This window comes from Paenibacillus sp. HB172176 (genome assembly GCF_011947265.1).
GTDB lineage: Bacteria > Bacillota > Bacilli > Paenibacillales > Paenibacillaceae > Pristimantibacillus.
Genome location: NZ_JAATHD010000019.1, coordinates 67,710 through 91,986 on the forward strand (window position 1 = coordinate 67,710; position 24,277 = coordinate 91,986).

Here is a 24,277-nt window from a genome sequence, read left to right on the forward strand (position 1 = left end):
GAAGGAAGGTAGGGCTCTCTCCTCTTATTTGCCTAGGTAATTTTTAATGAAGGGGTAGAACTTTTTACAGTTCAGCAATGAAAATAATCCTCATTTCCAGATCGGATTGTCTAACCTTGCTTCGGTTAATCGTATGCTATATTGAAGGGGCTTAAGCAATTTGGATAATTATGAAAGCGGTTACCTAACTGTGTCGCGCGCATGGAAGGGGAATGAAGGCTGTTGATTTGAAAGTTGAACCTATTCAATAGAGGAGGCACTTTCGTGTTACAAAACAAGTTGAAAGCAAGGATTTCGATTTCAAAGCTTTTGATATTCGCGCTCGCATTCGCCATGCTGCTGTCGCAATGGACAATCCATCCGGCGACGGTGGAAGCGGCGGGCGGCGCTGATCTCGTCGTAACTGATATAACATGGTCACCGGCAAGCCCGGCTGCAGGCGGTGAAGTGACGTTCAGCGCCACGATCAAGAATCAGGGAGGAGACGCAAGTCCGGCAGGCACCATTCATGGCGTGCTGTTCACCGTGGACGGCAATTCGGTGAGCTGGAGCGACAATTACACATCCTCCATACCGGCAGGCGGGTCTGTAACCGTTACGGCAACGGGCGGCCCGGCATCGAAGGACACTTGGACGGCAACTTCAGGCACGCATACGGTTCGTGCGTTTGTTGATGATGTGAATCGGATCACGGAGTCGAATGAGAATAACAACACTTTCGAGAAGAGCATCGTAATCGGTTCCGGCCCGGGTGGAGGCACGCCTGATCTTGTCGTAACGGACATTTCGTGGACACCTGCCTCTCCGCAGACAGGCAATGAGGTAACGTTCAGCGCTGTGGTGAAGAACCAGGGAACATCGGCCACGCCTGCCGGAACGATTCACGGCGTCTTGTTCACCGTGAACGGAACATCGGTCGGTTGGAGCGACAATTACACCTCCTCGATTGCGCCGGGGGCGTCGGTTACGGTGACGATGAACGGCGGACCGAACGGGAAGTCGACCTGGACTTCCGCAATGGGTACGCATACCGTGCGGGCATTCGTCGACGATATTAACCGCATGGCGGAATTAAGCGAGAATAACAATACGCGCGACGAGAGCATCACCGTTAGTTTGCCAAGCAAGCCCGATCTAGTCATAACGGATATCGCTTGGACTCCGGCTTCTCCCGCAGCAGGCAATGCCGTAACATTCAGCGCCGTGGTGAAAAACCAGGGAACCGCCGCTACGCCAGCCGGAGCGGCAACTAAGGCAGCCTTCTATGTGAATGGGGTGAAGGTAAGCTCTGCGCTGGGATATACGAATTCAATCGCTGCGGGCGCATCCGTGACGCTGACCCAGAACTCGGGTTCGTGGAGCGCGGTCAACGGCATTCATGCGGTTAATGCCGTTGTGGACGAGCCCTCATCCATTAACGAGCTGGATGAAAGCAATAACTCTTACGGTGAAAGCTTGACAATCGGCGCTGTCCAATCATACGGAGCGACCATGCCTTATGACAGCTACGAGGCGGAGGATCTGACGATCTCCGGCGGTTACGTCATCGGCCCAAGCGCGACATGGACGACGGCGGAATCGGAAGCATCAGGAAGGAAGGCCGTTCGACTGTCGCAAGGTCAGGCCGTGGAACTCACTCTGCTCAATCCCGCGCAAGGGTTCGTCATTCGTTATTCCATGCCGGACAGCGCGACGGGGGCGGATATATCTCAGAATCTAAGCGTATACGCGAATGGCGCGCATGCCGCGGACGCGGTCCTGACGAACCGCTATTCGCATCAGTACGGCCAGTACGGCTCTGACGGCGGGGAGATGCAATGGTCGAATACGCCGGGGTCGAATCATCACCGCTATTTCGACGAGTCCCGCGTGCTCCTTGGCAGTCAAGCAGCCGCAGGCTCTACGATTAAACTGCAATGGGACGCGAACGACTATAATCCGAGCGGATCTTCCTATATTTTAATCGACTTAATCGAGACCGAGGCGGTGCCGGCGGCGTTAGTCAAGCCTTCGGACTATGTGTCCATTGCGAGTTATGGAGCCGTGGCGAACGACGGGGCGGACGACACAGCAGCCATGACGGCGGCTATCGCCGCCGTGAATGGCACAACGATTAAGGGCGTGTGGATTCCGGAAGGAACGTTTCATTTTAACACGGGTACGCGAGGCACGACCAAGATTAGACTTCCAAGCGGCGTTTCGGTAAAAGGCGCGGGCATGTGGCATTCCACGCTGCAAGGCGCGTATGCCGGCTTCTACTTGCAGGGCGGGAATGTGACCTTATCGGACTTCTCAATCAAGGCTGAGGAGACATACCGCTCCAACGCGACAGGCATCGCCGGTGTGGAAGGGAACGCGCTTAACTCTACATTTATGAATTTATGGATTTCGCATACGAAGGTAGGCTTCTGGCTGAACGAGGGCACGAGCAACGCGCTCGTGACGAAGGTGAGAGTCAGAGACGTGTGGGCAGACGGCATTAACATAAACGGCGGCGCCAGAAATACGATCGTCGAGCAAAGCAGCTTCCGCAACACCGGCGACGACGGCATGGCGATGTGGTCCAAGTCGTTGAACGGCGGCACGGGCACGGTCGAGAATGTGACCTTCCGATACAATACAATTCAGATTCCGAACCTGGCGAACGGCATCGGCGTCTACGGAGGCAAGAACAATACCGTGAGCAACAATCTCGTTATGGATACGGTAGATAACGGCTCGGGCATTCAGTTCGGCACGAATCATGCGCCAACCGCTTTTACGGGGCTGCTGACCGTCTCGGACAATAAGCTGGTTCGAAGCGGCTCCTACCATCATGATTACGGCTATCAGATCGGGGCAATCTGGGGGTATTGGGTGAACAATAACGGACTTGCCTCGGGATTGACAGTGAATGTAAGCAGCAATCTTGTGGAAGGCAGCACTTACTCCGGCGTTTTTATCGAAGAGCCTAGCAATGGCGTTACCGTCAATTATACGGACAATACAATCAATAACTCCGGCACCTACGGCGTCCATATTAGAGGCTCGGCGAACGGAACGGCGGCGTTTACCAACAATAACGTCAATGTCGCTCCTTCCGGCAAGTTCCAGAATGATTCGCCAAGCTTCACCGTTACGGGTTCGGGCAACAACTGGTAGTGAGGGATAGATGACAGGCACGGCAGAAAGAAAACCTCCATCTCCGCTTTAGCGGTAATGGAGGTTTTCCTTCTTTTGATTAATTGAAATTTTTAGCAACTATAATCCATCTATGCTGATGCGATATATGTCGTGTATAATGGTTTTGAGCTGTTGCAAGATTTAAGATTCTGCGTAATACCAATCGGTATCGATACCAGTGACAGGGCAATACGGGAATTTATCTCCTTCTTTAAGTGTGACGCGGCGACCGGCATCGCAAATATAATCGCCAGTCTTTTCTACAGCTTCACCTGTCCGGTAAGACGTATTCGTTGCGCTCATGTCAGAAGCACCTCTTTTCTTGGATTTGCAGACAAGCAGTCCGGGGTGGGCTGCTCGTCTGCTTGAAGTATATATAACCTCGGCATCTTAAAATGAAACACTAAATTGCAAGCGCTTTCCGCAACATTTTTCGAGAATTCGCGTTGTAATGCTAGAGGAATGCCCCGACATTCATTGAAATGAACGAAATTGAGGTGATACAGAGATGAGAATGAGGGTCATGCTGCTGCTGTTCGTCGCATCATTAATTGCGCTGCTAGCGGGTTGCGCTGATTCGCAGCCGAACCTGTCGATTGATGAGGTAGAGGCGGGCTTCCATTCGGGAGGATTACTATATACGGTTCAGAAATCAACGCTGGATTCCAAGAAAAACATGGTCTACAACCATATCGCGCCGTCCTCGATTTTCGAAATGGATACGGGGCGATTAATAAAGGTCTATCTCTACATGTCGGAGAAAGAGATGAATATCGGCCTTGAGGAGTGGAAGGAGGAGCTTGCGAAGGATAAGACATACGGTCTTAAGGATTCGGCGCTTGCCGTGAAGAACGCGATGTTTATTTCCAATTTCTTCACGGAAGAGGAGCAGAAGGCGATCGAAGGCTTGAAGTAGGGGAGCGAAATATGCCGATTATATTTCCGAATTTGTTAATATAAGCGAGAAGCATATCTCCTTAAAAGCTTCAGAGATGTTCGATTAGTGGAGGAGTGAAGCTGTGCAGGCCAGACTAAGAAGATTTGTAACGCTTGCGATGCTGGCAGCGTGCATACTTGCCGTAGTGTTTGTTGTCATTATTGATCGTGAAACTGAGGATGAAGGCTCGCCGACGGTTGTCGCTGCGATTGAGAAGCAATATGGCGATGGATACGTCGATTATTTGATTCGTGAGAAGCTTGTGTCGGGCGGGGAAGTGGTATTTTCTATAGGCGATCTTGAGAGTGAGCAACCGCTAATCGAAGCTAATTATGTGAAGAAGAACGCAAATGGGTGGGTATGGGGATACGGAGGCGGTTTTGGCGCAAGCAATATTCGTCCTGGACTGACGGATGAAGAGGCGCGTGAAACGGCACCCTATTTCGAATACTTTCCAGATACAGAGGGCTCGCAATTCGGAAACTCCCCTTTCCCCATGATCTACGGCATCGTAACGAACCCCGAAATAACGAGAATAACGGCTAAAGACGCTTCTGGACTCGAGAAGCAGGCCGAAAAGATAGAGGTAGAACGAAATTTCTCTTTATTCTACGTCTTCGTGGATAAGGAGCAAGGTCCATTGTTCGACGTGATTGGCTATGATGCGGACGGTAAGGTCTTGCATCAGGAGAAGCTCGATCGGACGCAAATGTTCGATGCCGAAACAGGACAATCCGCCCGCTAACGGAATTTATGAGGCTGTTCCTCATTATGGGCAAGCAACAAGGAGGATAATATGGAAGGGAAATTATCTCCCAAGCAGCAAAAACGAAAGCAAGAGCGTGAAATGATAGACGAGTACCACAAAAAGGTAACCGAAGAAGCGTTGGAGCCGCTCTATCAATCCTTCGTGGAATGGAAATTCGGGTCGTTGCCCTATTATGAACTTACTGAGCTCATCCATCAATTTCATAAGCAGAATCAGGAGATCTACAAGGATTTCAACTATCAAGATCGGCATGTACTGCTGCTTCTTGCCAAGTACAAATTAGGGCGTCTTACAGAAGAGGAATTGGAGGAGAATAGGCCGCTGTTAGATTTGTGGGGATATAATGATAATGATGCAACCTCTGATTAAATAATAAGTTTATTTTAGCAGAGTCTTTTGCGGCATGCTCGCGGGATGTCTATACTTCAGGGATTACTTCAGGTTAGATTTTTATAGATTCAGGAAGCATTGGAAGCTCTGAACCAAAAATCCTTTTTGGGATGATTGGTTCGGAGCTTCTTTTTTAAAAATATAGGAAAGGCTGTCGATTCATTCTCAATAGTCGGAAACCACGCTAACGGAACCGACAGCGCTTATTTCGTCAAAAATGGACCTGATCTCCCTATGACAAGCTGAATAAGCGCGCTGTGTTCCGTTTAGAATCTCGAATGCTACTATTAGGCGGTTGCACACCATGAAGTGACTGTTCTGAGATGAAACATTTTCTTGACATTAATTATAGAACCATGTAATATCTCTGTATCCATATATCTTAGTCACTAAGATATATACAAGTATAATAAATTGGGAAGGCAGGGAGGTGCAGCAGGATTTCTGAACAAGAAGTGACTCAAGAAGCGGTCCTTGGCAAGAAGGAGAAGCAACTAACCGAGCTGTATGAAGTCATGATGCATTCGATTCAGACGATGAAGAACGTAAGCAAATCCATTGAAAATCCCTACAACTTGACTGGAGGGCATCTGTTTGTGTTGATGCAGCTTGGCAAGGAGCAAAGCTGCAAGGTTTCCGATGTGGTCGGCATGCTCGGCATTACATCCGGCGCGGCGACGGGCTTGACTGACAAACTGGTGACGCTTGGTTTAATCGAGAGGAATAGGCCCGAGGATGACCGGAGGGTCGTGCAGCTCAGCTTGACCGACAAGGGCAGGGAAACGGTCATGCTCATTCGCAAGCAAAGAATGGAATGGTTCAAGAATCTGTTCGGACAATTGGACGAAGAGAGGATTGATCAAATCAAAGACGCCTTTCAACAGATGAGGGAGTTGGCGGAGAAGTACGATTAGAGAGAAAACAAATAACGGGAGTGGAAAGAATGACAACTTTAGGATCGAAGCAGATTAGATGGATTACAACCGGCCTTATGCTGGGCATGCTGCTGTCGGCGCTAGACCAGACAATCGTCGCTACGGCGATGCCGCATGTGATTGCCGAGCTTGACGGCTTCAGCTTGTACAGCTGGGTGTTCACCATCTATATGCTGACGACGACGACGGCGATGCCGATCTTCGGCAAGCTGGCGGATTTGTTCGGCAGACGGAAGATTTATTTGACGGGAATGGGCTTGTTTCTTCTAGGCTCAGCGTTATGCGGACTGTCCCAGGACATGACGCAGCTTATCATCTATCGCGCGATTCAAGGGATTGGCGCAGGCGCGTTAATGCCAATCGCGATGACGATTATTGGCGATATCTACCCGCCGGATCGCCGCGGCAAGATGCAGGGCTTGTTCGGAGCCGTATTCGGTTTGTCCAGCGTGCTTGGGCCTGCGCTCGGCGGATTCATCGTAGACAATACGGCGTGGCAGTGGATTTTCTATATTAATTTGCCTCTTGGAATTCTGGCGTCCATCGTAATAGCGATCGCTATGAAGGAATCGAAGAGCGACGAGAAGAAGTCGATCGACTGGGGCGGCGCAATTGTGCTGACGGGAGCGGTTGTGATGTTCCTGCTCGGTATCGAGATGGGCGGCGAAGGCGGCTCGGAGGGCGGTATTACGCATTATCCTTGGGATTCTCCGCAAATTCTAGGCTTGTTCGGAGGCGCGCTCGTGCTGCTGCTGCTCTTCCTTATGATTGAATCCAGAGCGAAGGAACCGATTATTCCGCTGAAATTGTTCAAGAGCCGCGAAATCTCCGTATCAAGCGTTGTCGGTTTCTTGATGGGGATGGGCATGTTCGGCGCGATTACGTATATTCCGTTGTTCTCGCAGGCGGTTATCGGCACATCGGCTTCGAAATCCGGTTATATTCTTACGCCGCTCATGCTGTCGCTCATTGCTTCAAGCATAATCGGAGGCCAGTTGATTACGAGGTTGAGCTATCGAACCATCGTAGTGACCTCAATGGCGATTATGACGGTCGGTTATTTCTTGCTATCCCAGATGACCGTGAACACAAGCAGCTTCGAGCTTATTCTCTATATGATCGTCGTTGGTCTTGGTCTTGGCGCGTTGATGCCGGTGCTGACGATTGCCGCGCAGAGCGCTGTGGGGCATGAGCTTCGCGGCGTAGCGACATCGACAACGCAGTTCACTCGTTCCATAGGGGGAACCGTCGGCGTGGCGATCATGGGCGTGATCATGTCGAGCAGAATGACCGGCGGCATTAATGATATCAAAGGAGATTTCTCGGATATTCCGGCGGAGAAGCTCGAGGCATTCGCGAATCCGCAGGCGCTGCTTCAGCCTGAAGTGAAAGAACAAATTCCGGTGGACCTGCTGCATGTGCTTCAGAAAATATTAAATGATTCCGTTACTTCGGTATTCTTCATCGGGATCGCGGTTGTTGTGCTTGGTTTGGTCGCCGCGCTCTTCTACGGCAAGCTTCGCATGCCGAAGCGCAGCGAGACGACTGATGGAGAAGCAGCCGGGGATGGCGCCAATAGCAAGCCCCCTTTGAAAGCCGAGCCTGAGATGATGTAGTAATGTGATAAAAAAAGGGGCCCCGTCCACACGACTGGGCCCCTTTTGTGTATCTGAAATTGCGCACGAAAAAAAGGCCATCTTCGGGTGACCTTCAATTTTATATACACTTTCTTGACAGTATAGAATTTAATAAATGTCTGGGTGGAGTTGTCTGCCTTCCGGGTCGACTAGGCCAGGAACGGAAGACGGGGATGAACAGGAATAAATCCCTTATATTCGTCTGTTTTTGTGCTAAGCAACAAATAAAATGGAAAAACTCCATGAAATAGCCACGCGCTCACGGATACGCAAAGAATTGGCAGCTTCCAGAAAGTCCGTTAGAACGAGTAGCTGCTTTCAAAGAATTCCGTCAGCCGTTTTTCATATTCTGTGGACCGTAGATACACTATTTTGACAAATCAAGCTGTTTTTAAGATTTCGCGGACAGAGATGGCCTTATATGCGAGAAAACAGAGATTTTTTGGATGATTTTGAGGAAATAGCGTCCCCTGTGTCCGCCAAAGTGAACAATCTTTGAATTTTTCACAAATAGAGTCTTCTGTGTCCGCTTGTTTATGACTCGACGTATGGGATAGGCATATTCTTGGCTCCTGCTATCCCGATCGTTTCAAGAAACGTTCCCTTTCTTTGCCAAGGACGCCGTCAGGCGTCTGTTTTGAAATATAGGAAAGTATATGATTTCGCCATACTTTCTCTATATGAACGCTTGCTACTGTAACGGACATTTTCGGCCTTTAGAAGCTCGTATGAGCCAGCTCAGATTTTTAACGGACATTTGTTCCGCTTAGCGGACTAATCACGTCGATTATTCGTTCGATTTAATCGCTAAGGCGACCCAATGTCCGTTAGAGAAAATAGGCAGCGAAAAAAGCAGTTTAAGGTGACCAAATGTCCGTTAGAGCAGGTTACTGTTTTCCAAGGACGCCGTCAGGCGTCTGTCTTGTTACATATTAATCAATGGCAATAAACATTTAAACCGCTGTACGTACTAAGGTAGGTAATGAGATTCGCATTTTCGATGAACAAGTCGTAGTTATGCTTGGATTGCTGGAGCGTCGCGCTCGCCTCCGCACTGTCCGATTCCAAATTATGAAGATGGGCATGATAAGCATCATACATCTCTTCCGTAATATATTGGGCGACGGATAATTCCTCGGGCGGGGCGTTCAGCGGCTCCAATAAAGAAGTGACATAAGCCTCGTCTTCCTGCAAATCCTCAGCGGCTAGTTGATTCTGCTGCCGGAGAGTTGTATATTTGTCCACTTGATGATTCATTTCATTAACCGCATAAATAAGCTTCGCATAATACAGCTTATCGGAAGAAGCAGTTGCTTCCTCGGCCTTTGAGTCGGGAGCCGTCCAGTAAATGTAGCCGAAGGCTCCGATCAGCAAGAGCAGAACAGTTATTCGAAACAGTCGCCGTTTTAATGGATGATTCTGCATATTCGACCATGCCGTTCTCATAGCTGCTCCTCCTTGAAGTCCGATTTTTCATTATTATATTATGCGCTTATAATAAAGTCTACCCGCATACTTGGTTTAATGATATAATTAAGCTTGGCTTCTACAGAGATCGACATATTTCTCGGGAAATAAAGATGAACAGCCATAAATTCAAAGCAGAGGGGTTTCAAAATGAAAGGTTCAATGAAGAAAGTACTGGCAAGCGCATTACTGGTTATGATGGTTGCGGCACTCGCCGCATGCGGCGGCAACAAGAATGAAACGAACAACGCGAATAGCGGGGCTAATGGTGAGCAAGCAACTGCCGCGCCTGCGCCAACGAAGCTGACTCTCGGATATTTAAGCGTAATGGACGACGCCCAAACGATCCTTGCCTACAAGGCAGGTCTCTATGAGGAGTATGGTCTTGATGTAGATATGAAGGTGTTCCAAAGCGGTACCGATCTGATCAAGGCAATGGTTGGCGGTCAAGTGGACGGCGGCGTGCTTGGTTTCACGAATGCGTTGTCGTGGCTTAGCAAGGGCTCCGACCTGAAAATTGTAGGCGGCGCGCAAATCGGCTACCACAGCTTGCTCGTCGGCAGCGACAGCGGCATTGATACGGTCAGCCAGCTCAAGGGCAAGAGCATTGCCTCGCAGAAGCAAGGGAGCACGGCGGACATCGTATGGAACGGCGAGGTTCTGGCGAGCGGCAACCTGACGAAGCAAGATGTGACGATGCAATATGTATCTCCGGCTGTGGCGATTCAATCGCTGGCGGCAGGCAAAGTTGACGGCGCGTTCGTCTTCGAGCCGTACGCATCGATCGCCAGACTGTCCTACCCGGTCAAAGAGATTTATGAAATCGGCGAGCAATGGCCATTTCCTTGCATGGTTGTGATCACGACAGGCGATCTTGTGAAGAATCATCGCGATGCGGTGGACAAGATGCTGGATGCTCAGAAGGAAGCGATTGAGATGCTTCAGAACGATCCTGCGAAAGCGGCGAGCTTTATTACGGAAGAATTTATTAAAGAACCGACGCTCAAGAAGCTTGACGGCTCAGAGGTTCCATCCGAGCAAGTCATTCAATCCGCGATTGAATCCCAGACCTTCGAATGGGCGCTGAGCGATTCCGATATCTCTCGCATGGACGAAATTACGCAGTTCATGGTGGATCAGGAAATTTTGAAAGAGAAGATCGACGTGCATGATGCTCTTGACCTGACATGGCAGGAGCAACAAAAATAAGTTAGGATGTTACCGCAATGAAAAAGAATGTACGCAAATCATGGAATCAGCTTTGGCCTTTCCTTGTATCGATAGGTATTCTGCTAGTGCTCTTGCAGCTTGGCAATGCGAGCAATCCGATCATCATTCCATCCATTGGCGAGGTTTTCGAACGCCTGGCTGACGAGGTGCAGCAAGGGGATTTTTGGCATTCGCTCGGCGCCAGCTTATATAGACTCGGAATCGGGTTTCCAATTGCTTGCTTCCTGGGAGGGCTGCTAGGCTTGCTGGCAGGACTATTCCGCCATTTTGCGCATATTTTGCGCAGTTTAATCGGGATTCTGCAGTCGATCCCTCCCATCACCTGGCTGCCGTTCCTTGTTATTATTTACGGCTTCGGAGATTTGCCGATTATCGTCATTATCATTATCGCAAGCTTCTTCCCAATGGCGTTGTCCGTCATGAACGCAACCGAAGGCGTCAACCCTACGCATATCGAGGTGGCGAAGGTGCTTGGCGCGAATAAGGGGCAGCTGCTTCGCAAGGTGTATTTGCCGGAAACGCTGCCGGCCTTTATCACGGGCGCGCAAGTGGCCTTTGGCAACGCATGGCGTTCGTTGATCGCGGGCGAGATGGTCGGAAGCGCGGCTGTCGGCCTCGGCTTCGCCATCAGCTTCTCCGGCGAGGTTGCCGACATGGAAGGCGTTATCATGTATATTATCGTAATCGGCGTTATTGCGACCATTCTCGATCACTTCGTGCTTGAACAACTGAAGCGCAGATTGCTTCATTGGCGATACATCAAGGGAGGAGGAGATCACTAATGCAGACGCTGGAGCTTCGGCATGTAGGGAAATCCTTCGGTCAATTGCAAGTGCTGAAGGATATTAACATTACGATCGAGAAGGGCGAATTCGCTGCCATTGTCGGCCCCTCCGGCTGCGGGAAGAGCACGGCGCTGCGCATGTTCGCCGGACTTGAGTCGCCGTCCGAAGGGGATGTGCTGGCCGACGGCATGGCGATCAAAGGGCCGTCTCCCGAGCGAATGTTCATCTTTCAGGAGCATGCGCTCTACCCTTGGTCGACCGTGGAACAGAATGTGGGACTTGGCCTGGAGCTTGCCGGCGTGTCCAAATCCGAGCGCAAGGAACGCATTAATGCGGTGCTGGCGAAGGTGAATCTGGCCGGCTTTAACAACTATTATCCGGCCCAGCTGTCCGGGGGAATGAAGCAGCGCGCCGCAATCGCGCGAGCGCTCATTATGGACCCGGATGTGCTGCTGCTTGACGAGCCGTATGGCGCGCTCGATGCCATGACCAGATTGACGATGCAGAATGAATTGCAGACGATCTGGTCCGGCTCGGGCAAGACGATGCTGCTCATCACCCATGATATCGACGAGGCGTTGTATCTGGCCGACAAAATATTCGTCATGAGCGCAAGACCCGGTCAAGTCGTAGAGACGATTAGGCTCGATCAGGCAAGACCTCGGAATCGTAATGACGAGAGCTTCTCGGCAAACCGTCAGAAGATTATGAGCCTCTTGGGGCTTTAATTCATTCAACGGAAAATCGACAACAAGAGAGGATGTGCCAGCAGTGGCGAGAATAGTTTCTTCAGTCACGGAGCTTATAGGCGATACGCCGATCGTGAGGCTGAGACGAGTGGCAGCCGAGACGGGCGCATCCGTCTACATGAAGCTGGAATATTTCAATCCGGGCAAGAGCGTGAAGGATCGCGCGGCCTTCAACATGATTGATCGCGCCGAGCGCGAAGGCAAGATTAGGCGGGGCGTATCGACGATTATTGAACCGACCTCGGGCAATACCGGGATTGGTCTGGCGATGGTCAGCGCGGCCTTCGGTTATCCCTGCATCATTACGATGCCGGAGAGCGCGACGCGCGAGCGCGTCCAGGTGATGAGGGCCTATGGAGCAGAGGTGATTCTTACGGCTGCTTCCGAGGGCATGAGCGGGGCTATTGCGAAGGCGGAGGAATTGGCGAAGACTACGCCCGGAAGCTTCATTCCGATGCAGTTCGAGAATCCCGCCAATTCGGACGCGCATCGTCTGACGACAGCCGTCGAAATCTATGACGCATTCGAGGGCAAGCTCGATGCGCTGGTGCTGACCGCGGGAACAGGAGGCACGATTACGGGCGTTGGCGAAGAGCTGAAGAAGAAGCTTCCCACGCTGAAAATCTATGCCGTGGAGCCTGCCGGCTCGCCCGTTCTGGCGGGCGGCAAGCCAGGCAAGCATAAGATTCCGGGAACCGGACCCGGCTTCGTGCCTGCGATATTGAATACAGAGATCTATGATGAAATTTTGCATATAGAGGATGATGACGCGCAGCATATGGCGCGCCGTCTGGCCTCCGAGGAAGGCATTCTCGTGGGAGCTTCTTCCGCAGCATCGGCTTACTTCGCGGTCGAGCTGGCGAAGAAGCTGCCTGCTTCGGCGCAGGTGCTCTGCATCGCTCCGGATTCGGGCGAACGTTATTTGTCTACGGATTTGTTTGGGGAGTAGCGGCATAAGAATACAGTTCATGCCCAGTCAAATTTTGCTCGCGCCTTCAGGTGCGGGCTATTTGTCATTTACGAGCGGATTGATGAAGAAATAGAGATCTTGTATTTCGGATCTGTTTAAAATGAGGTATGATAGAGCAGCAAATGACCGGGGGGTTGCAGATGGAAAATAGAAAACGAAAATCCCATCTTTTTTACCAGTTTTTAATTTCCCATATCCTTATATTCGCCATTCCGTTCACGATCCTGAGCTGCGTCGTCTATTATAACGCCGTCGTCAGCTTTAAGGGCGAGGTCGAATCCTCGAACATGTTCAAGCTGGATCAGTTGAAGAAGACGTTCGACTTGATGGCGAAGGGTTTGGACAAGACGGCTTCGAGGATTTCGATTGATTCCGATTTGACTCCGTTTAACGTGAGGAACGGGAGCTACAATGGGGTAATAGCGAAGGATAAACTGGCCACCTATAAGGACAGCAATGTCATCGCGGAAGAAATAGCGCTGTACTTCCACGGGGACGACCGCTTGTATACTTCGGTGGGCATGAGCACGCTCGAAACATTCTTCAGCAGTATCTATCCTGTTGCGGCATCTGATGCCGACAGCTTAATGATGGATTTGGACCATCTTCATTCACCGGAATTATTGCGTTTGCCAGCGCCTTCGAACAAGCAGCAAGCCAACATTCTGGTATATGCGGTTCCGATTCCCCGTAATTCGCAATCACCGTACGGGACTGTGGTGTTCTTCCTATCCGAATCGATGCTGACTGAATTCGCCGACCCCATTCTTGGCGATTTCATTGGAGGCGTATACATCTCGGACTCCAAGGGCGACTTATTTGCATCCAAATCCACAGGCATAGCGCTAGCGGAAGCCGATATTAATCATTTATTGTCTCGATATGATCTTGACGGCGTCTACAACGCTTCGATCGACAAGGAACGGTATTCGATGATGCGCGAAAATTCCGAAGCGACGGGCTGGTCGTACGCCGTCGTTATGCCGACAAGCCAGTTCATAGGACGCGTGCTCGAGATGAGGACGTTCATTCTGATTGTATGTGCGGTTGTTGTAACGATTGGCCTTTCGATTGCTTTCCTGCTGTCGAGACGACAATATCGTCCGATTCGCGGAGTTGCCGATCGTATCCGTTCGTTGCATGCCTTGCGGGACGGCGCGAATGAAAGCAAGCATGAACTGGATGTTCTGTGGTCTTCCGTGGAATCTACGCGTGAGATGATCGAGCAACTCGATTACCAGAGGCCAATCGTTCGAGAGCAATTTTTCTTCAAGCTGCTGAAGGGCATGATGAAGGATGCCGGGGAGATCGAGACGAATGCTTCCCGGGAAGATCTGGTCTGGCGCGGAGAGCTATTCTTCGTGGCCGTCATATCCATCGATTCGGACGAGTATATTCCAACGCAGAACAGGGAGGGGCTGCTGCGAACCTTATCTGCCGTTCCGCTTCCGGACGCGGTTGGGTACGGCGTGGAAATGACGATGGAGCAGGCCATTGTCATGCTGGTGAATACCGATTGCGAGCCGTCCGGGATGCGTCAGATTCAGGAAACGGCCGCGAGCGAGCTCTCGCAGTTATTCGAAGGCTGCTGCGGCTTCAAGCCGATGATTGGACTCGGCAACGCGGTGTCCGCACTGACGAACGTGAACCGATCATTTATTGAAGCTTGCGCCGCTCTGGAAACGAATGTGAAGAGCAGGTCAGGCTCTATCTTGTTCTTCAATGACATTTCCGATTTGAAGGAACGCCATGATTGGTACCCCGCGGAGGAGCAGATCAGGCTGGTCCAGAGCATGAAGCAAGGCAACGAAGAAGCTGCGAACGCAGCTCTTGAAGCCATCCTCCTGGATCTGCAGGGCAAGGATTCGTCCTTATTCATGTTCCGTTGCATGAGCTTCGACTTGGTGAACACCTGCTTGAAAGCGATTAGCGAGTTGAAGCTGACGCTATTGAAGGGCCATGTGAGCCTGCTCACGGAATTCACATCGCTGGAGCAATTGCGTCAGGCGATGACGGGGATGATTGCGGATATTTGCAAGCAGGTTGAAGCGAGCAAACAGAACAAGAATCATGAATTGGGCGAACAGATTTTACGGTATGTGGGCGATCATTTCAAAGAATACGATCTGAATCTGGAGAGGATCGCCGACCACTTCCAAATGTCGTTGTCCTATTTCAGCCGCTTCATGAAGGAACAAACCGGCTACACCTTCTCCGAGTATGTCGCGGATCTTCGAATGGAGGAAGTGAAGCGCCAATTGAAACAAACCGGGCAACCGATCAAGGATATCGTGGCGGGCGTCGGCTACGCCGATGTGCCGAACTTTATTCGCAAATTCAAAAATGCCGAGGGCATTACGCCCGGACAATATCGCAAGCTCCATTCCTAGCGGAGGACTTGCGGATATCGGCTTTTCGCAAGGGGGGATATTTACCCCCTTGTTTTTTTTGTTCCAAATCATCAAAAAGCAGAAAAATGACAATCGTGAGCAACAAATACATAGCCGGGAATCATGGCGGGATGAAATACATGCCCGGTGTAGAAACACATGTTTACGCTGAATCCTCGTTCTGTTTAGAATGAATTCGCGGTACATTCCACCAGGAAAGGGTGAAGCTTGTGCAAAGGCATTTTGCAAAAATCTTGTTGATGATCGGGTGTATGACGCTTGTCTTGTTAGTGGGCCAATCCGTCATACATGCGTCAACAACAAGCCATCTTGATTATGATTTCGAAACGGTGGTGAACAGTGGATTCGAGGGGCTCGGAGCTGAATTGGATCCGTTCCAATTCATGCCGGAAAGCATGGAGAAGGGGTATAGCGAGCAATATTGGGAAATCGAAAAGCTTAGAATCAAAAAATACAAACCAAAATTAATTCGAATGTGGTTTCAGCTCGATTGGATCGAACCGGTCAATGACAATAACGATCCTTTCGTCATGAACGCTCAAGGTTTTTCCGTAGACAATGTCCGCATGGAATCCGTCAATCGCATTCTTCAATTTCTTAAAGAAGAGGACATCGACGTCATTCTGGTCATGGGGTGGAAGCGCGACGTTCCCCAGTGGGACTGGCTTACCTATCCTTCTTCCAAAGATGAAAGCGCTCCCTCGAATGTGGACGAATGGACGGAAGGCATCTCTTACACGTTGAATTACTTCCTCAATACGCAAGGCTATAGCAATATTAAAGCGATCCATACCTTTAACGAAGTGAACGGGAACGAAATGCTTGTTCCGGAAGGAACGGACAAGCAGGCCTTCTACATGAATTTGCTGCAGTCGCTGCATGACCGGCTCGTCGAAGACGGTCTCCGGGATCGCGTCCAGTTGCTTGCACCGGACGAAAGCGGCCGGGCTTTGCAGTGGGTCATGAGCAGCGAGAAGAACAAAGACGAGATTATTGACGCGTACAGCTCGCATGCTTACCGAATGGATGACGAACGCGTAGGCGGTTGGCTGGAGGAGCGAGCCAATATTCTGAGACCGTCCGGGAAAAAGCTGTATGTGTCCGAGTTCGGAGCGCCTAATAGCGATACGTATGAATCAAGAGAGTCATTCGATTATGGCATCAAGCTGTCCGAGGTCATTCTCGCGGGGCTTAACAACGATGTTACGAAAGCGATGTCATTCTGGAGAAGCCATGAACAGTATCTGGTCTCTCCGCGGGCGTACAACGCCAACGCGATCTCGAAGCCGGGATTGCAGGCGCTCGGCTTATGGCGCTGGCTTCCGGACGATCTGCAGCCCAGATATGTGTATTATGCCTTCAGCTTGTTGAGCACGATGATCGATAAGGGCAGCGATATCGTATTCTCCAGCTCGGACGATTCGACGATACGAACGGCAGGCATCGTCAGCGGAGCGGATTATACCTTTATTGTGCTCAATAAGGATGCCGAAAACGCGAAAGACGTTGCTTTGCAGTTCAGCGATACGATTAACGTTCCGCTGTACCGGTATGTATACTCCGATACGGTCGTCAGAGACGGGAACTTGTCAATCATTCAATGGGATAAGCAGTTTAGCGGCGGCAATCTCGACACAGTGACGGATGTGATTCCGGCGGGCAGCCTGATCGTCTATACAACGAAGACGACTCCCGCGCAGGCCTCGATTGCGCCTGCCGACGGCGTCACGCTGCAAGCCGGCCAGACGCAGCAATTCACCGCTTCATTGCAAGGCGCGACCGGTACGGTAGCGTGGTCGGTGTACGGCGCTGGCAGCATCAGTCCTTCCGGCCTGTACACGGCTCCCGGTCTCGTTGACGAACCGTCAACGGCGCTCATTCGGGCAGCCTTGACGACGGATCCGTCCATTTACAATCTGACCATGGTGAAGCTGGCTCCGGAGAACACGGATACGGTTGCTCCGGCCAATATAGCGGATTTAGAAGTTTCCGGCTATACAAGCGATTCGGTTACCTTGCAATGGACCGCGCCCGGTGACGATGCGGAGACGGGAACCGTTTCGGGCTACAAAGCGGCCTATTCTCTCTACGATATCGGCATGTCCAATTTTTATGGATCGTCGCAAGCCGATGTCACGCCTGTACCCGTTGCGGCCGGGAATACCCAGACGATGACGATTGAAGGGCTGTTGCCGGGAGCAACCTATCATTTTGCGGTCAGGGCGTATGATGAAAGCGGCAATTGGTCCGTCATTGGCGATTCGTCCCAGGTTGCGCATCAAACATTGCCCCCGATGCTGGAAGATTTTGAAGACGGCCAGGCGCAAGGGTGGGCATCTTCCGGTGGAACCTGGTCTGTAGCGGATACAGGGACATCATGGGTTTACCGGCAGAGCGATTCCGCTTCGTACAGCAGGGCCGTCTATGATAGCCGCGATTGGCGCGATGTGACCGCGAAGGCTTCATTCGCCTATCAGTCCGCCGCGAGCGATGCGAGCTTCGGTCTTATCGGCAGATATCAGGATGGCGGGAATTACTATATGTTCAAGTACGATGTTTCGAATGCGCGGCTGCAGCTGCAGAAGAGAGTATCGAATACGGTAACGACATTATCCGAAATTCCGCTGGTTCTTAATCCGGATACCTTCTATGATTTGACGTTCGATATGAGGGGAACGAGGTTGCTTGGCTATGTCAATGGAGAGCTGCAATTGTCCGCCCGCGACGAATCGCTGTATGAGGGGAAGTCGGGGTTGCTGCTGAACAAGCTTGCAGGCGAAGTCGACGATTTCCTTCTGTCCAACAGCCTGGGGGATATGGAACTGCTGCAAGCCGTCCCCGGAGACGATCATGTGGAGCTTAGCTTTACGGAGGTCAACGGGGCTTCCGGCTACACCGTCTTGTATGGCGAGAAATCAGGCGTTTACACGGATTCCCTTTCGATCGACGCGGCATTCGTCAACGCGCAATACGATAGCGTTACGGTTGACATTCCGGGTCTGAAAAACAACAACACGTATTTCTTCAGGATCAGACCGGAGAATAGTCTGGGACCGGGAATGCAGTCCAATGAAAGAGGCGCGATGACAAGAAGCCCGCTGTTAAGCGATTCCTTTGAAGACGGCGACGCTTCCGATTGGAAGGTGGACAGCGGAGACTGGACGGTTGCAAGCGACAACGGCAATCAAGTATTGCAGCTGCCAACGGCGGGAGCGTATCGAAAAATTTTGGCGGGGGAATACGATTGGAATAATTATGCGGTATCGGTTGATTTTCAATTGAACGCCGTCCCGTCTGAGGGCTCGTATGTCGACATCATCACGTCCTATGTGGATAAAGGGAATTATAATCTCCTGCGCTTTGATCCGATCGCGAACAAGCTATCCTTCCTGAATCGAAGCAACGGCATTACGCTGACGTTCAAGAGCGCCTCGTTAAGCGGCCCGCTCGATTCCGGAATAGCCCACAATATGAAGATTGTACAGAGCGAGAACCGGGTAGCGCTGTATTTCGACGGCCAGTTCGTTTCCTCGATTATGCATGTGTTGCCGGCGGGCAGCGGCCGCGTCGGTCTGCAGGCGCATATGCTGCCGGTATCGTTCGATCAATTCGTGGTCGCTCCGATGGAACAACCTTACAGATTGACTGAGGACGATTTCGAATCGAATCAGGCTTCCGCTTGGCAAAGCCTTAGCGGAAGCTGGCAAATCGAAGAACAAGCCGGAAATCACGTGTATAAGCAAACACAAGCAGGGGCTGTCACGGCCCGAAGCGTTATCGGCTCCGACGAATGGCGCAATTATCGCGTCTCGGCGCAGCTTGCCATCAATCAGGCCGCGACAACCGGAACGATTGGGCTGCTGGCAGGGTTTCAGGACGATCAAAACTATTACTTGCTGCGATACAATTTCAATCTCGAGCTGCTGGAATTGATTAAGAAGGTGAACGGAACAACGACGGTTCTGGACCAGTCCGACGCCCTTGTCGAGTGGGATGAAGCGCATCGCTTCGCGCTTGAAATCGTTGCGGGCAAGGTGACCGGTTATGTGGATGGCATGATCCGGGTACAGGAGACGGACGCCTCTTTGGACAGCGGGCGAGCAGGCCTGACCACCTATGGAGTTCAAGCTCAATTCGACGACGTTGAAGTAGAAGGAAGCGTCTCTTCCAAGCAGCGGCCGCTTGCCTACGACGACTTCGATCAGGGAATGAGCGAGCTATGGAGCGAGTCGGGAGGAGACTGGACCTTGACCAGTCAAGTCGACGGAGCAAGCTACGAGCAGCAGGACTTGTCCGCGAATACGGCGAGATCGGTTATGGCCGACCAGACATGGGAGGATGTCGAGGCGGAAGCCGTCGTTCGCGTAAATTCCTTTCAGGCGCCTGCTTTAGTCGGCATCATGACGAGATACGCGGATGAGAATAACTACTATTTGCTTCGGTATAATTTCAATCTGAGCAAGCTGGAGCTGGTCAGACGATTGAATGGGACGACAACGGTGCTATCATCCAAAAACATGTCGTTTGACATCTCCGAGGATCATCTATTCAAATTCCGGCTTAAGGGAGACGAGTTGGTCGCTTATGTGGACGGCGAAGAGAAGTTAAGAACAGAGGACGCTTCCTTGACAGGGGGCACGATTGGACTGCTTACGTATCATGCAGCGGCCGGGTTCGACGAAGTGTACGTGAAGTCGCTGCTTCAACCGCCAAGAATCACGAGTCTTACGGCGCAGGACAGTGCAATCGTCGTGCATTTCACGGAAGTGCCGGAGGCTGACCGTTATTCCGTTCTCGTAGGCACTTCGTTATCAGGTCCCTATGCGGAGCGTTATGTCAGCGTAACCGATTCCACTTACAGAATCGAAGGACTGTTGAACGATACGACCTATTATGTAAGAGTAACGGCGGTCAACGATCAAGGCGAGAGCACGGCATCCAATGAGTGGAATATTACGCCGCGACTGCCCTTGCTAAGCGATTCTTTCGAAGAAGCGACATTATCCCCATGGGATATTGAATCCGGAGCATGGCAGCTTGCCGGGCAATCGGCGCAAACCGTCGGAACCGCGGAGGCGGTCATGACAAGCGGCAAGCGTGTCTGGTGGAATTACAGCTTGGAAGCAAGCGTGATGAAGGGGCAAGCGGGAACGGGGGACAACAAGGTGGCGCTGCTCGGACGTTATCAAAGCAATGATACCTACTACAGGCTCGAATACGACGATTCTGCGGAGCAGTTGGCGTTGTATGCTGTCGTAGACGGAACGGCAACGCTGTTGGACAGCGTACCGTACGCGATGAGTTCTACCGAATCGGTCAAGCTGGGGCTTAAATTCGAAGGCGATATTATAGAGGCCTACGTGAATGATGAAGAAATGCTGCTGGTCAACGATTACAGTATTCGGGCAGGACGATTCGGTTTGATGAGCACGATGGATGGAACGCAATTCGATGACGTGAACGTATTTGAAGTGATCACGAACAAATAAACAAAAAGTCGATTCCGCTCTTCAATCGACGATTGGAGGGCGAAGCCGACCGGGAGGAGAGAGAGGATATCATGTCTGACAACCATGAGCAAATCGTGCGAAATTATTTGAAAGAGAAGCAAGAGAACATCTTGAGAAAACCGGAAGGAAAGCTGAGATTTCCTTTCCTGGAGCCTGGAGGCTCCTACCGCGGCGTGTTATGGGATTGGGATAGTTACTTCGCTGGAATCGGCATGCAGCCGGAGCAAGAAGGAGGCGCGTATTTGAAGGGCTGCTTGCTCAATTTCCTGGATCATATTCGAGAGGATGGATTCATTCCCTACCACATTCAGGCGAATTTGCCCGAGATTATTAATCCCGACTCGCCGCTGAATGTCGGCTATCGCAGCAGGAGTCCGGAGCTGCCCTTCAATACATGCAAACCGATTCTTGCGCAAATGGCGCTCGCCGCATCCCGGAAGCTGGATGATTTCGAGTGGCTCAGGAGCTATTATGGCAGGCTTGAGGCTTATATCAAGCACTGGGAGGAAACGCAGCTCAGTCAGTCGGGCTTATTCGTCTGGCGGTCGCATCGAGGAAGCGGCGCGGATAATCATCCGGCCGTCTATGGCAGGCCGCTAAATTCATCGGCAGGCGTTGATTTGAACGCCTTGTTCGTCAGAGAATATTCGGCGCTCGCCATCCTTGCGAGAACGCTGCACGGAGAGACGAAGGCCGAAACGTATTTGTTCAGACAACGCAAGCTCGCGGAGGCTGTCAATAAGCATTTGTGGGATCCGGTCGATCACATCTATTATCATGCGGATGCGGCCGGATGCACGCCGCCCCTGACAAATCAGCAGGTGGGCTGGGTCGTTCCTCTAAAGTACAAGGCCTGGACAGCCTTCCTGCCGATGTGGGCGAAGATTGCGCCGCATGACTATGCGGAAAGCATGGTAAACCGGTATTTGCTGCAAAGCGACAGGTTCTTCAGCGAGCACGGAATTCGAACGCTGGCCAGCGATGAACCCTTGTATCATCTCAAGGCGATGAGCAACCCTTCGAATTGGCAGGGGCCAGTATGGATCGTATCCAATTATCTGGTCTTCCGTTCGGTCCTGAACTACGGCTACGTTGAGCTTGCGCAGGCGATAGCGGAGAAGACGCTGCGCATGCTGAGCCTTGATATTGGGCGAACGGGAACTCTTCACGAATACTATCACCCGGATACGGGAGAGGGCATCATGAATCCGGATTTTCTGAATTGGAACTTATTAGCTGATTCCATGATGCTCGAACTGGAGCAAAACCGCGATTTGACCGCTCTGTAGGCGGCCTTGCATCATACACATATTCAAAGCATGGACAACACATTTACATGGCAAACGCATTCGCCCTAGAATGAGTCATGAATTGAACAGCAGGACAGCAGAAGGGAAGGGTTTCATGAATCAACAAGCAACAGAAGCGTCGCTGGTCGTCTCTAAGGAAAGCAGTAAAAGGCGGCGAAGAGGGCGATTGCGAAAAAACTGGCATCTTTATGCCTTTGCTTTGCCGACGGTGCTTTATTTTCTGATCTTTCATTATTTTCCCGCCTACGGCTTGGTGATTGCCTTTAAGAACTACAAGGTATCCGAAGGCATCTGGGGAAGCGCGTGGACAGGCTTCGAGCATTTCGAGCGGTTTTTCCATTCGTATTACTTCTGGGATCTCATTCGGAATACCATGGGCATCAATCTATACCAGCTCGCGCTGTTTCCGATCCCGGTTATTGTCGCATTGGCATTTAATGAATTGTCTAACGGGTGGTACAAGAGGTTTCTACAGACGGTAACGTATGCCCCGCATTTTATTTCGACGGTCGTCATCTGCGGGATGATAATCTCTTTTCTGAACCCGTCATCGGGCATCGTCAATCAAATCATTGCAGGCTTCGGGGGACAACCGATCTCGTTCCTGACGGAGCCGGGCTGGTTCAAGACGATTTTCGTCGTTTCCGGCGAATGGCAGCGTTTCGGGTGGGGAGCTATTCTCTATTTGGCCGCGCTTGCCGGCGTTGACCCTCAGCAGCACGAAGCGGCCAAGATTGATGGAGCAACGCGGTTGCAACGCATTCGGCATATCAATCTGCCCAGCATTATGCCGACGATTATCATTATGTTTATTTTAAATATGGGGGACTTTATGACCGTTGGCTTCGAGAAGATTTATTTGCTGCAAAATGAACTGAACTTGAAGACATCGGACGTCATTCAGACGTATGTTTATCGAAGCGGCCTGCTGCAGGCCCAGTACAGCTTTTCGGCAGCAATCGGATTTTTTAATTCCCTGATCAATTTATTCATGCTGGTGCTGGCGAATCGCTTGGCCAAGCGCTTGAGCCAAACAAGCTTATGGTAGGAGGACACCATGAAAGAATCTACATTGGACCGATTGTTCGTTTATTTGAATCACCTGTTTTTATTTCTGTTGCTTGTGAGCGTGCTTTATCCGCTTGTCTACGTGACCAGCGCCTCCATTAGCGATCCCGTAGCCGTTAATACGGGGAAGATGTGGCTTTTTCCGAAGGATGTGACTTGGGAAGGGTACCAGCGAGTATTCCGGGATGCCGAGATATGGATCGGCTACAGGAACACGATATTGTATACGTTGCTTGGTACAGCCGTGAATCTCTTATTGACGATACCGTGCGCTTATGCTTTGGCTCGCAGAGATTTCTCGGGCAGAAACGCGATTACCCTCTTTATCGTATTCACGATGTTTTTTAACGGCGGACTCATTCCGACCTTTCTGCTCGTGAAATCGCTGCATATGGTGAATACCGTATGGGCCCTTGTTCTACCGCAGGCAGCCGCCGTCATGAATATTATCGTATCGCGCACCTTCTTTCAAATGACGGTTCCTCGAGAGCTGGAAGAGGCGGCAGAGATAGACGGTTGCTCGAATCTAAGGATGTTCGTGAAAGTCATTCTCCCCATTTCGGGCCCGATTATAGCCGTTATGGCGTTATTTTACGGGGTGATGCATTGGAATCAATATTTTAATGCCATGATTTACTTGAAGGACCGTGACATTTTTCCACTGCAGCTATTTTTGAGGGAAATTCTGGTGTCTAGCGAGATGAGCGCCGCGATGCAAACCGGCGTCAGCGATTTGGAAGCGATGGAGGCGCAGGCCCGAATTGCCGAAATCGTCAAATATTCGGTGATGATCGTGTCCGCCCTGCCTCTCTTGGTTGTATATCCTTTCTTGCAACGCTTCTTCGTCAAAGGGGTGCTCATCGGCTCTTTGAAAGGATAATCCTTTTCTTTTGCCTCCAGGGGGGTGATGGAGATGTGAGCTTTAATCGAATGGCAGCACTTGCGAA

General features: G+C 51.1%; 17 protein-coding genes. 15 read left to right on the forward strand and 2 right to left on the reverse strand.

Annotation, left to right across the window (positions count from 1 at the left end; genetic code table 11):
- Positions 1 to 264 precede the first annotated feature (264 nt).
- Complete coding sequence (locus HFP08_RS20925) at positions 265 to 3,141, forward strand: CARDB domain-containing protein (RefSeq protein WP_168122557.1); 2,877 nt, start codon at positions 265 to 267, stop codon at positions 3,139 to 3,141.
- 162 nt (positions 3,142 to 3,303) lie between these two features.
- Here the strand turns inward: HFP08_RS20925 and HFP08_RS20930 are convergent, their stop codons facing one another.
- Positions 3,304 to 3,465: a hypothetical protein gene (locus tag HFP08_RS20930; protein ID WP_168122558.1), complete on the reverse strand. Its 162-nt coding sequence runs from the start codon at positions 3,463 to 3,465 to the stop codon at positions 3,304 to 3,306.
- A gap of 205 nt (positions 3,466 to 3,670) precedes the next feature.
- Here HFP08_RS20930 and HFP08_RS20935 point away from each other — a divergent pair, with 205 nt between their 5' ends.
- From HFP08_RS20935 to HFP08_RS20955, 5 genes are all read left to right on the forward strand, one after another.
- On the forward strand, positions 3,671 to 4,078 hold the full coding sequence (locus HFP08_RS20935; protein WP_168122559.1) for a hypothetical protein: 408 nt from the start codon (positions 3,671 to 3,673) through the stop codon (positions 4,076 to 4,078).
- A 103-nt stretch (positions 4,079 to 4,181) separates the two neighbouring features.
- Positions 4,182 to 4,844 (forward strand): hypothetical protein, encoded by a 663-nt coding sequence (locus HFP08_RS20940; protein WP_168122560.1) that lies wholly within the window; start codon positions 4,182 to 4,184, stop codon positions 4,842 to 4,844.
- A 51-nt stretch (positions 4,845 to 4,895) separates the two neighbouring features.
- A complete protein-coding gene (locus HFP08_RS20945) occupies positions 4,896 to 5,237 on the forward strand; it encodes a hypothetical protein (protein WP_168122561.1) in 342 nt (113 codons plus the stop codon).
- Between the two features lie 476 nt (positions 5,238 to 5,713).
- On the forward strand, positions 5,714 to 6,172 hold the full coding sequence (locus HFP08_RS20950) for a MarR family winged helix-turn-helix transcriptional regulator (RefSeq protein WP_168122562.1): 459 nt from the start codon (positions 5,714 to 5,716) through the stop codon (positions 6,170 to 6,172).
- A 29-nt stretch (positions 6,173 to 6,201) separates the two neighbouring features.
- Entirely contained in the window at positions 6,202 to 7,809 is a 1,608-nt protein-coding gene (locus HFP08_RS20955; RefSeq protein WP_168122563.1) for an MDR family MFS transporter, read from the forward strand.
- 957 nt (positions 7,810 to 8,766) lie between these two features.
- Here the strand turns inward: HFP08_RS20955 and HFP08_RS20960 are convergent.
- Positions 8,767 to 9,276 carry a hypothetical protein gene (locus HFP08_RS20960; RefSeq protein ID WP_168122564.1) on the reverse strand — a complete coding sequence of 170 codons (510 nt, stop codon included), beginning with the start codon at positions 9,274 to 9,276 and terminating at the stop codon, positions 8,767 to 8,769.
- Positions 9,277 to 9,447: 171 nt separating this feature from the next.
- On the opposite strand from HFP08_RS20960, the gene HFP08_RS20965 reads away from it, so the two are divergent.
- The 9 genes from HFP08_RS20965 (at position 9,448) to HFP08_RS21005 (ending at position 24,210) form a co-directional block, all read left to right on the forward strand.
- Positions 9,448 to 10,506 (forward strand): ABC transporter substrate-binding protein, encoded by a 1,059-nt coding sequence (locus tag HFP08_RS20965; protein ID WP_168122565.1) that lies wholly within the window; start codon positions 9,448 to 9,450, stop codon positions 10,504 to 10,506.
- A gap of 17 nt (positions 10,507 to 10,523) precedes the next feature.
- Positions 10,524 to 11,309 (forward strand): ABC transporter permease, encoded by a 786-nt coding sequence (locus tag HFP08_RS20970; RefSeq protein ID WP_168122566.1) that lies wholly within the window; start codon positions 10,524 to 10,526, stop codon positions 11,307 to 11,309.
- Entirely contained in the window at positions 11,309 to 12,040 is a 732-nt protein-coding gene (locus HFP08_RS20975; protein ID WP_168122567.1) for an ABC transporter ATP-binding protein, read from the forward strand. Before HFP08_RS20970 ends, HFP08_RS20975 begins: the two co-directional genes overlap by 1 nt.
- A gap of 43 nt (positions 12,041 to 12,083) precedes the next feature.
- Entirely contained in the window at positions 12,084 to 13,010 is a 927-nt protein-coding gene (cysK, locus tag HFP08_RS20980; RefSeq protein WP_240941663.1) for a cysteine synthase A, read from the forward strand.
- Between the two features lie 161 nt (positions 13,011 to 13,171).
- The gene (locus HFP08_RS20985) at positions 13,172 to 15,421 is read left to right on the forward strand and encodes a helix-turn-helix domain-containing protein (RefSeq protein WP_168122569.1); all 2,250 of its coding nucleotides are present in this window, start codon (positions 13,172 to 13,174) and stop codon (positions 15,419 to 15,421) included.
- A gap of 230 nt (positions 15,422 to 15,651) precedes the next feature.
- The gene (locus tag HFP08_RS20990) at positions 15,652 to 20,931 is read left to right on the forward strand and encodes a fibronectin type III domain-containing protein (RefSeq protein ID WP_168122570.1); all 5,280 of its coding nucleotides are present in this window, start codon (positions 15,652 to 15,654) and stop codon (positions 20,929 to 20,931) included.
- A 71-nt stretch (positions 20,932 to 21,002) separates the two neighbouring features.
- Entirely contained in the window at positions 21,003 to 22,241 is a 1,239-nt protein-coding gene (locus tag HFP08_RS20995) for an MGH1-like glycoside hydrolase domain-containing protein (RefSeq protein WP_168122571.1), read from the forward strand.
- A 115-nt stretch (positions 22,242 to 22,356) separates the two neighbouring features.
- Positions 22,357 to 23,310: an ABC transporter permease gene (locus HFP08_RS21000; protein WP_168122572.1), complete on the forward strand. Its 954-nt coding sequence runs from the start codon at positions 22,357 to 22,359 to the stop codon at positions 23,308 to 23,310.
- Positions 23,311 to 23,319: 9 nt separating this feature from the next.
- A complete protein-coding gene (locus tag HFP08_RS21005) occupies positions 23,320 to 24,210 on the forward strand; it encodes a carbohydrate ABC transporter permease (protein WP_168122573.1) in 891 nt (296 codons plus the stop codon).
- The last annotated feature ends 67 nt before the right edge of the window (positions 24,211 to 24,277 follow it).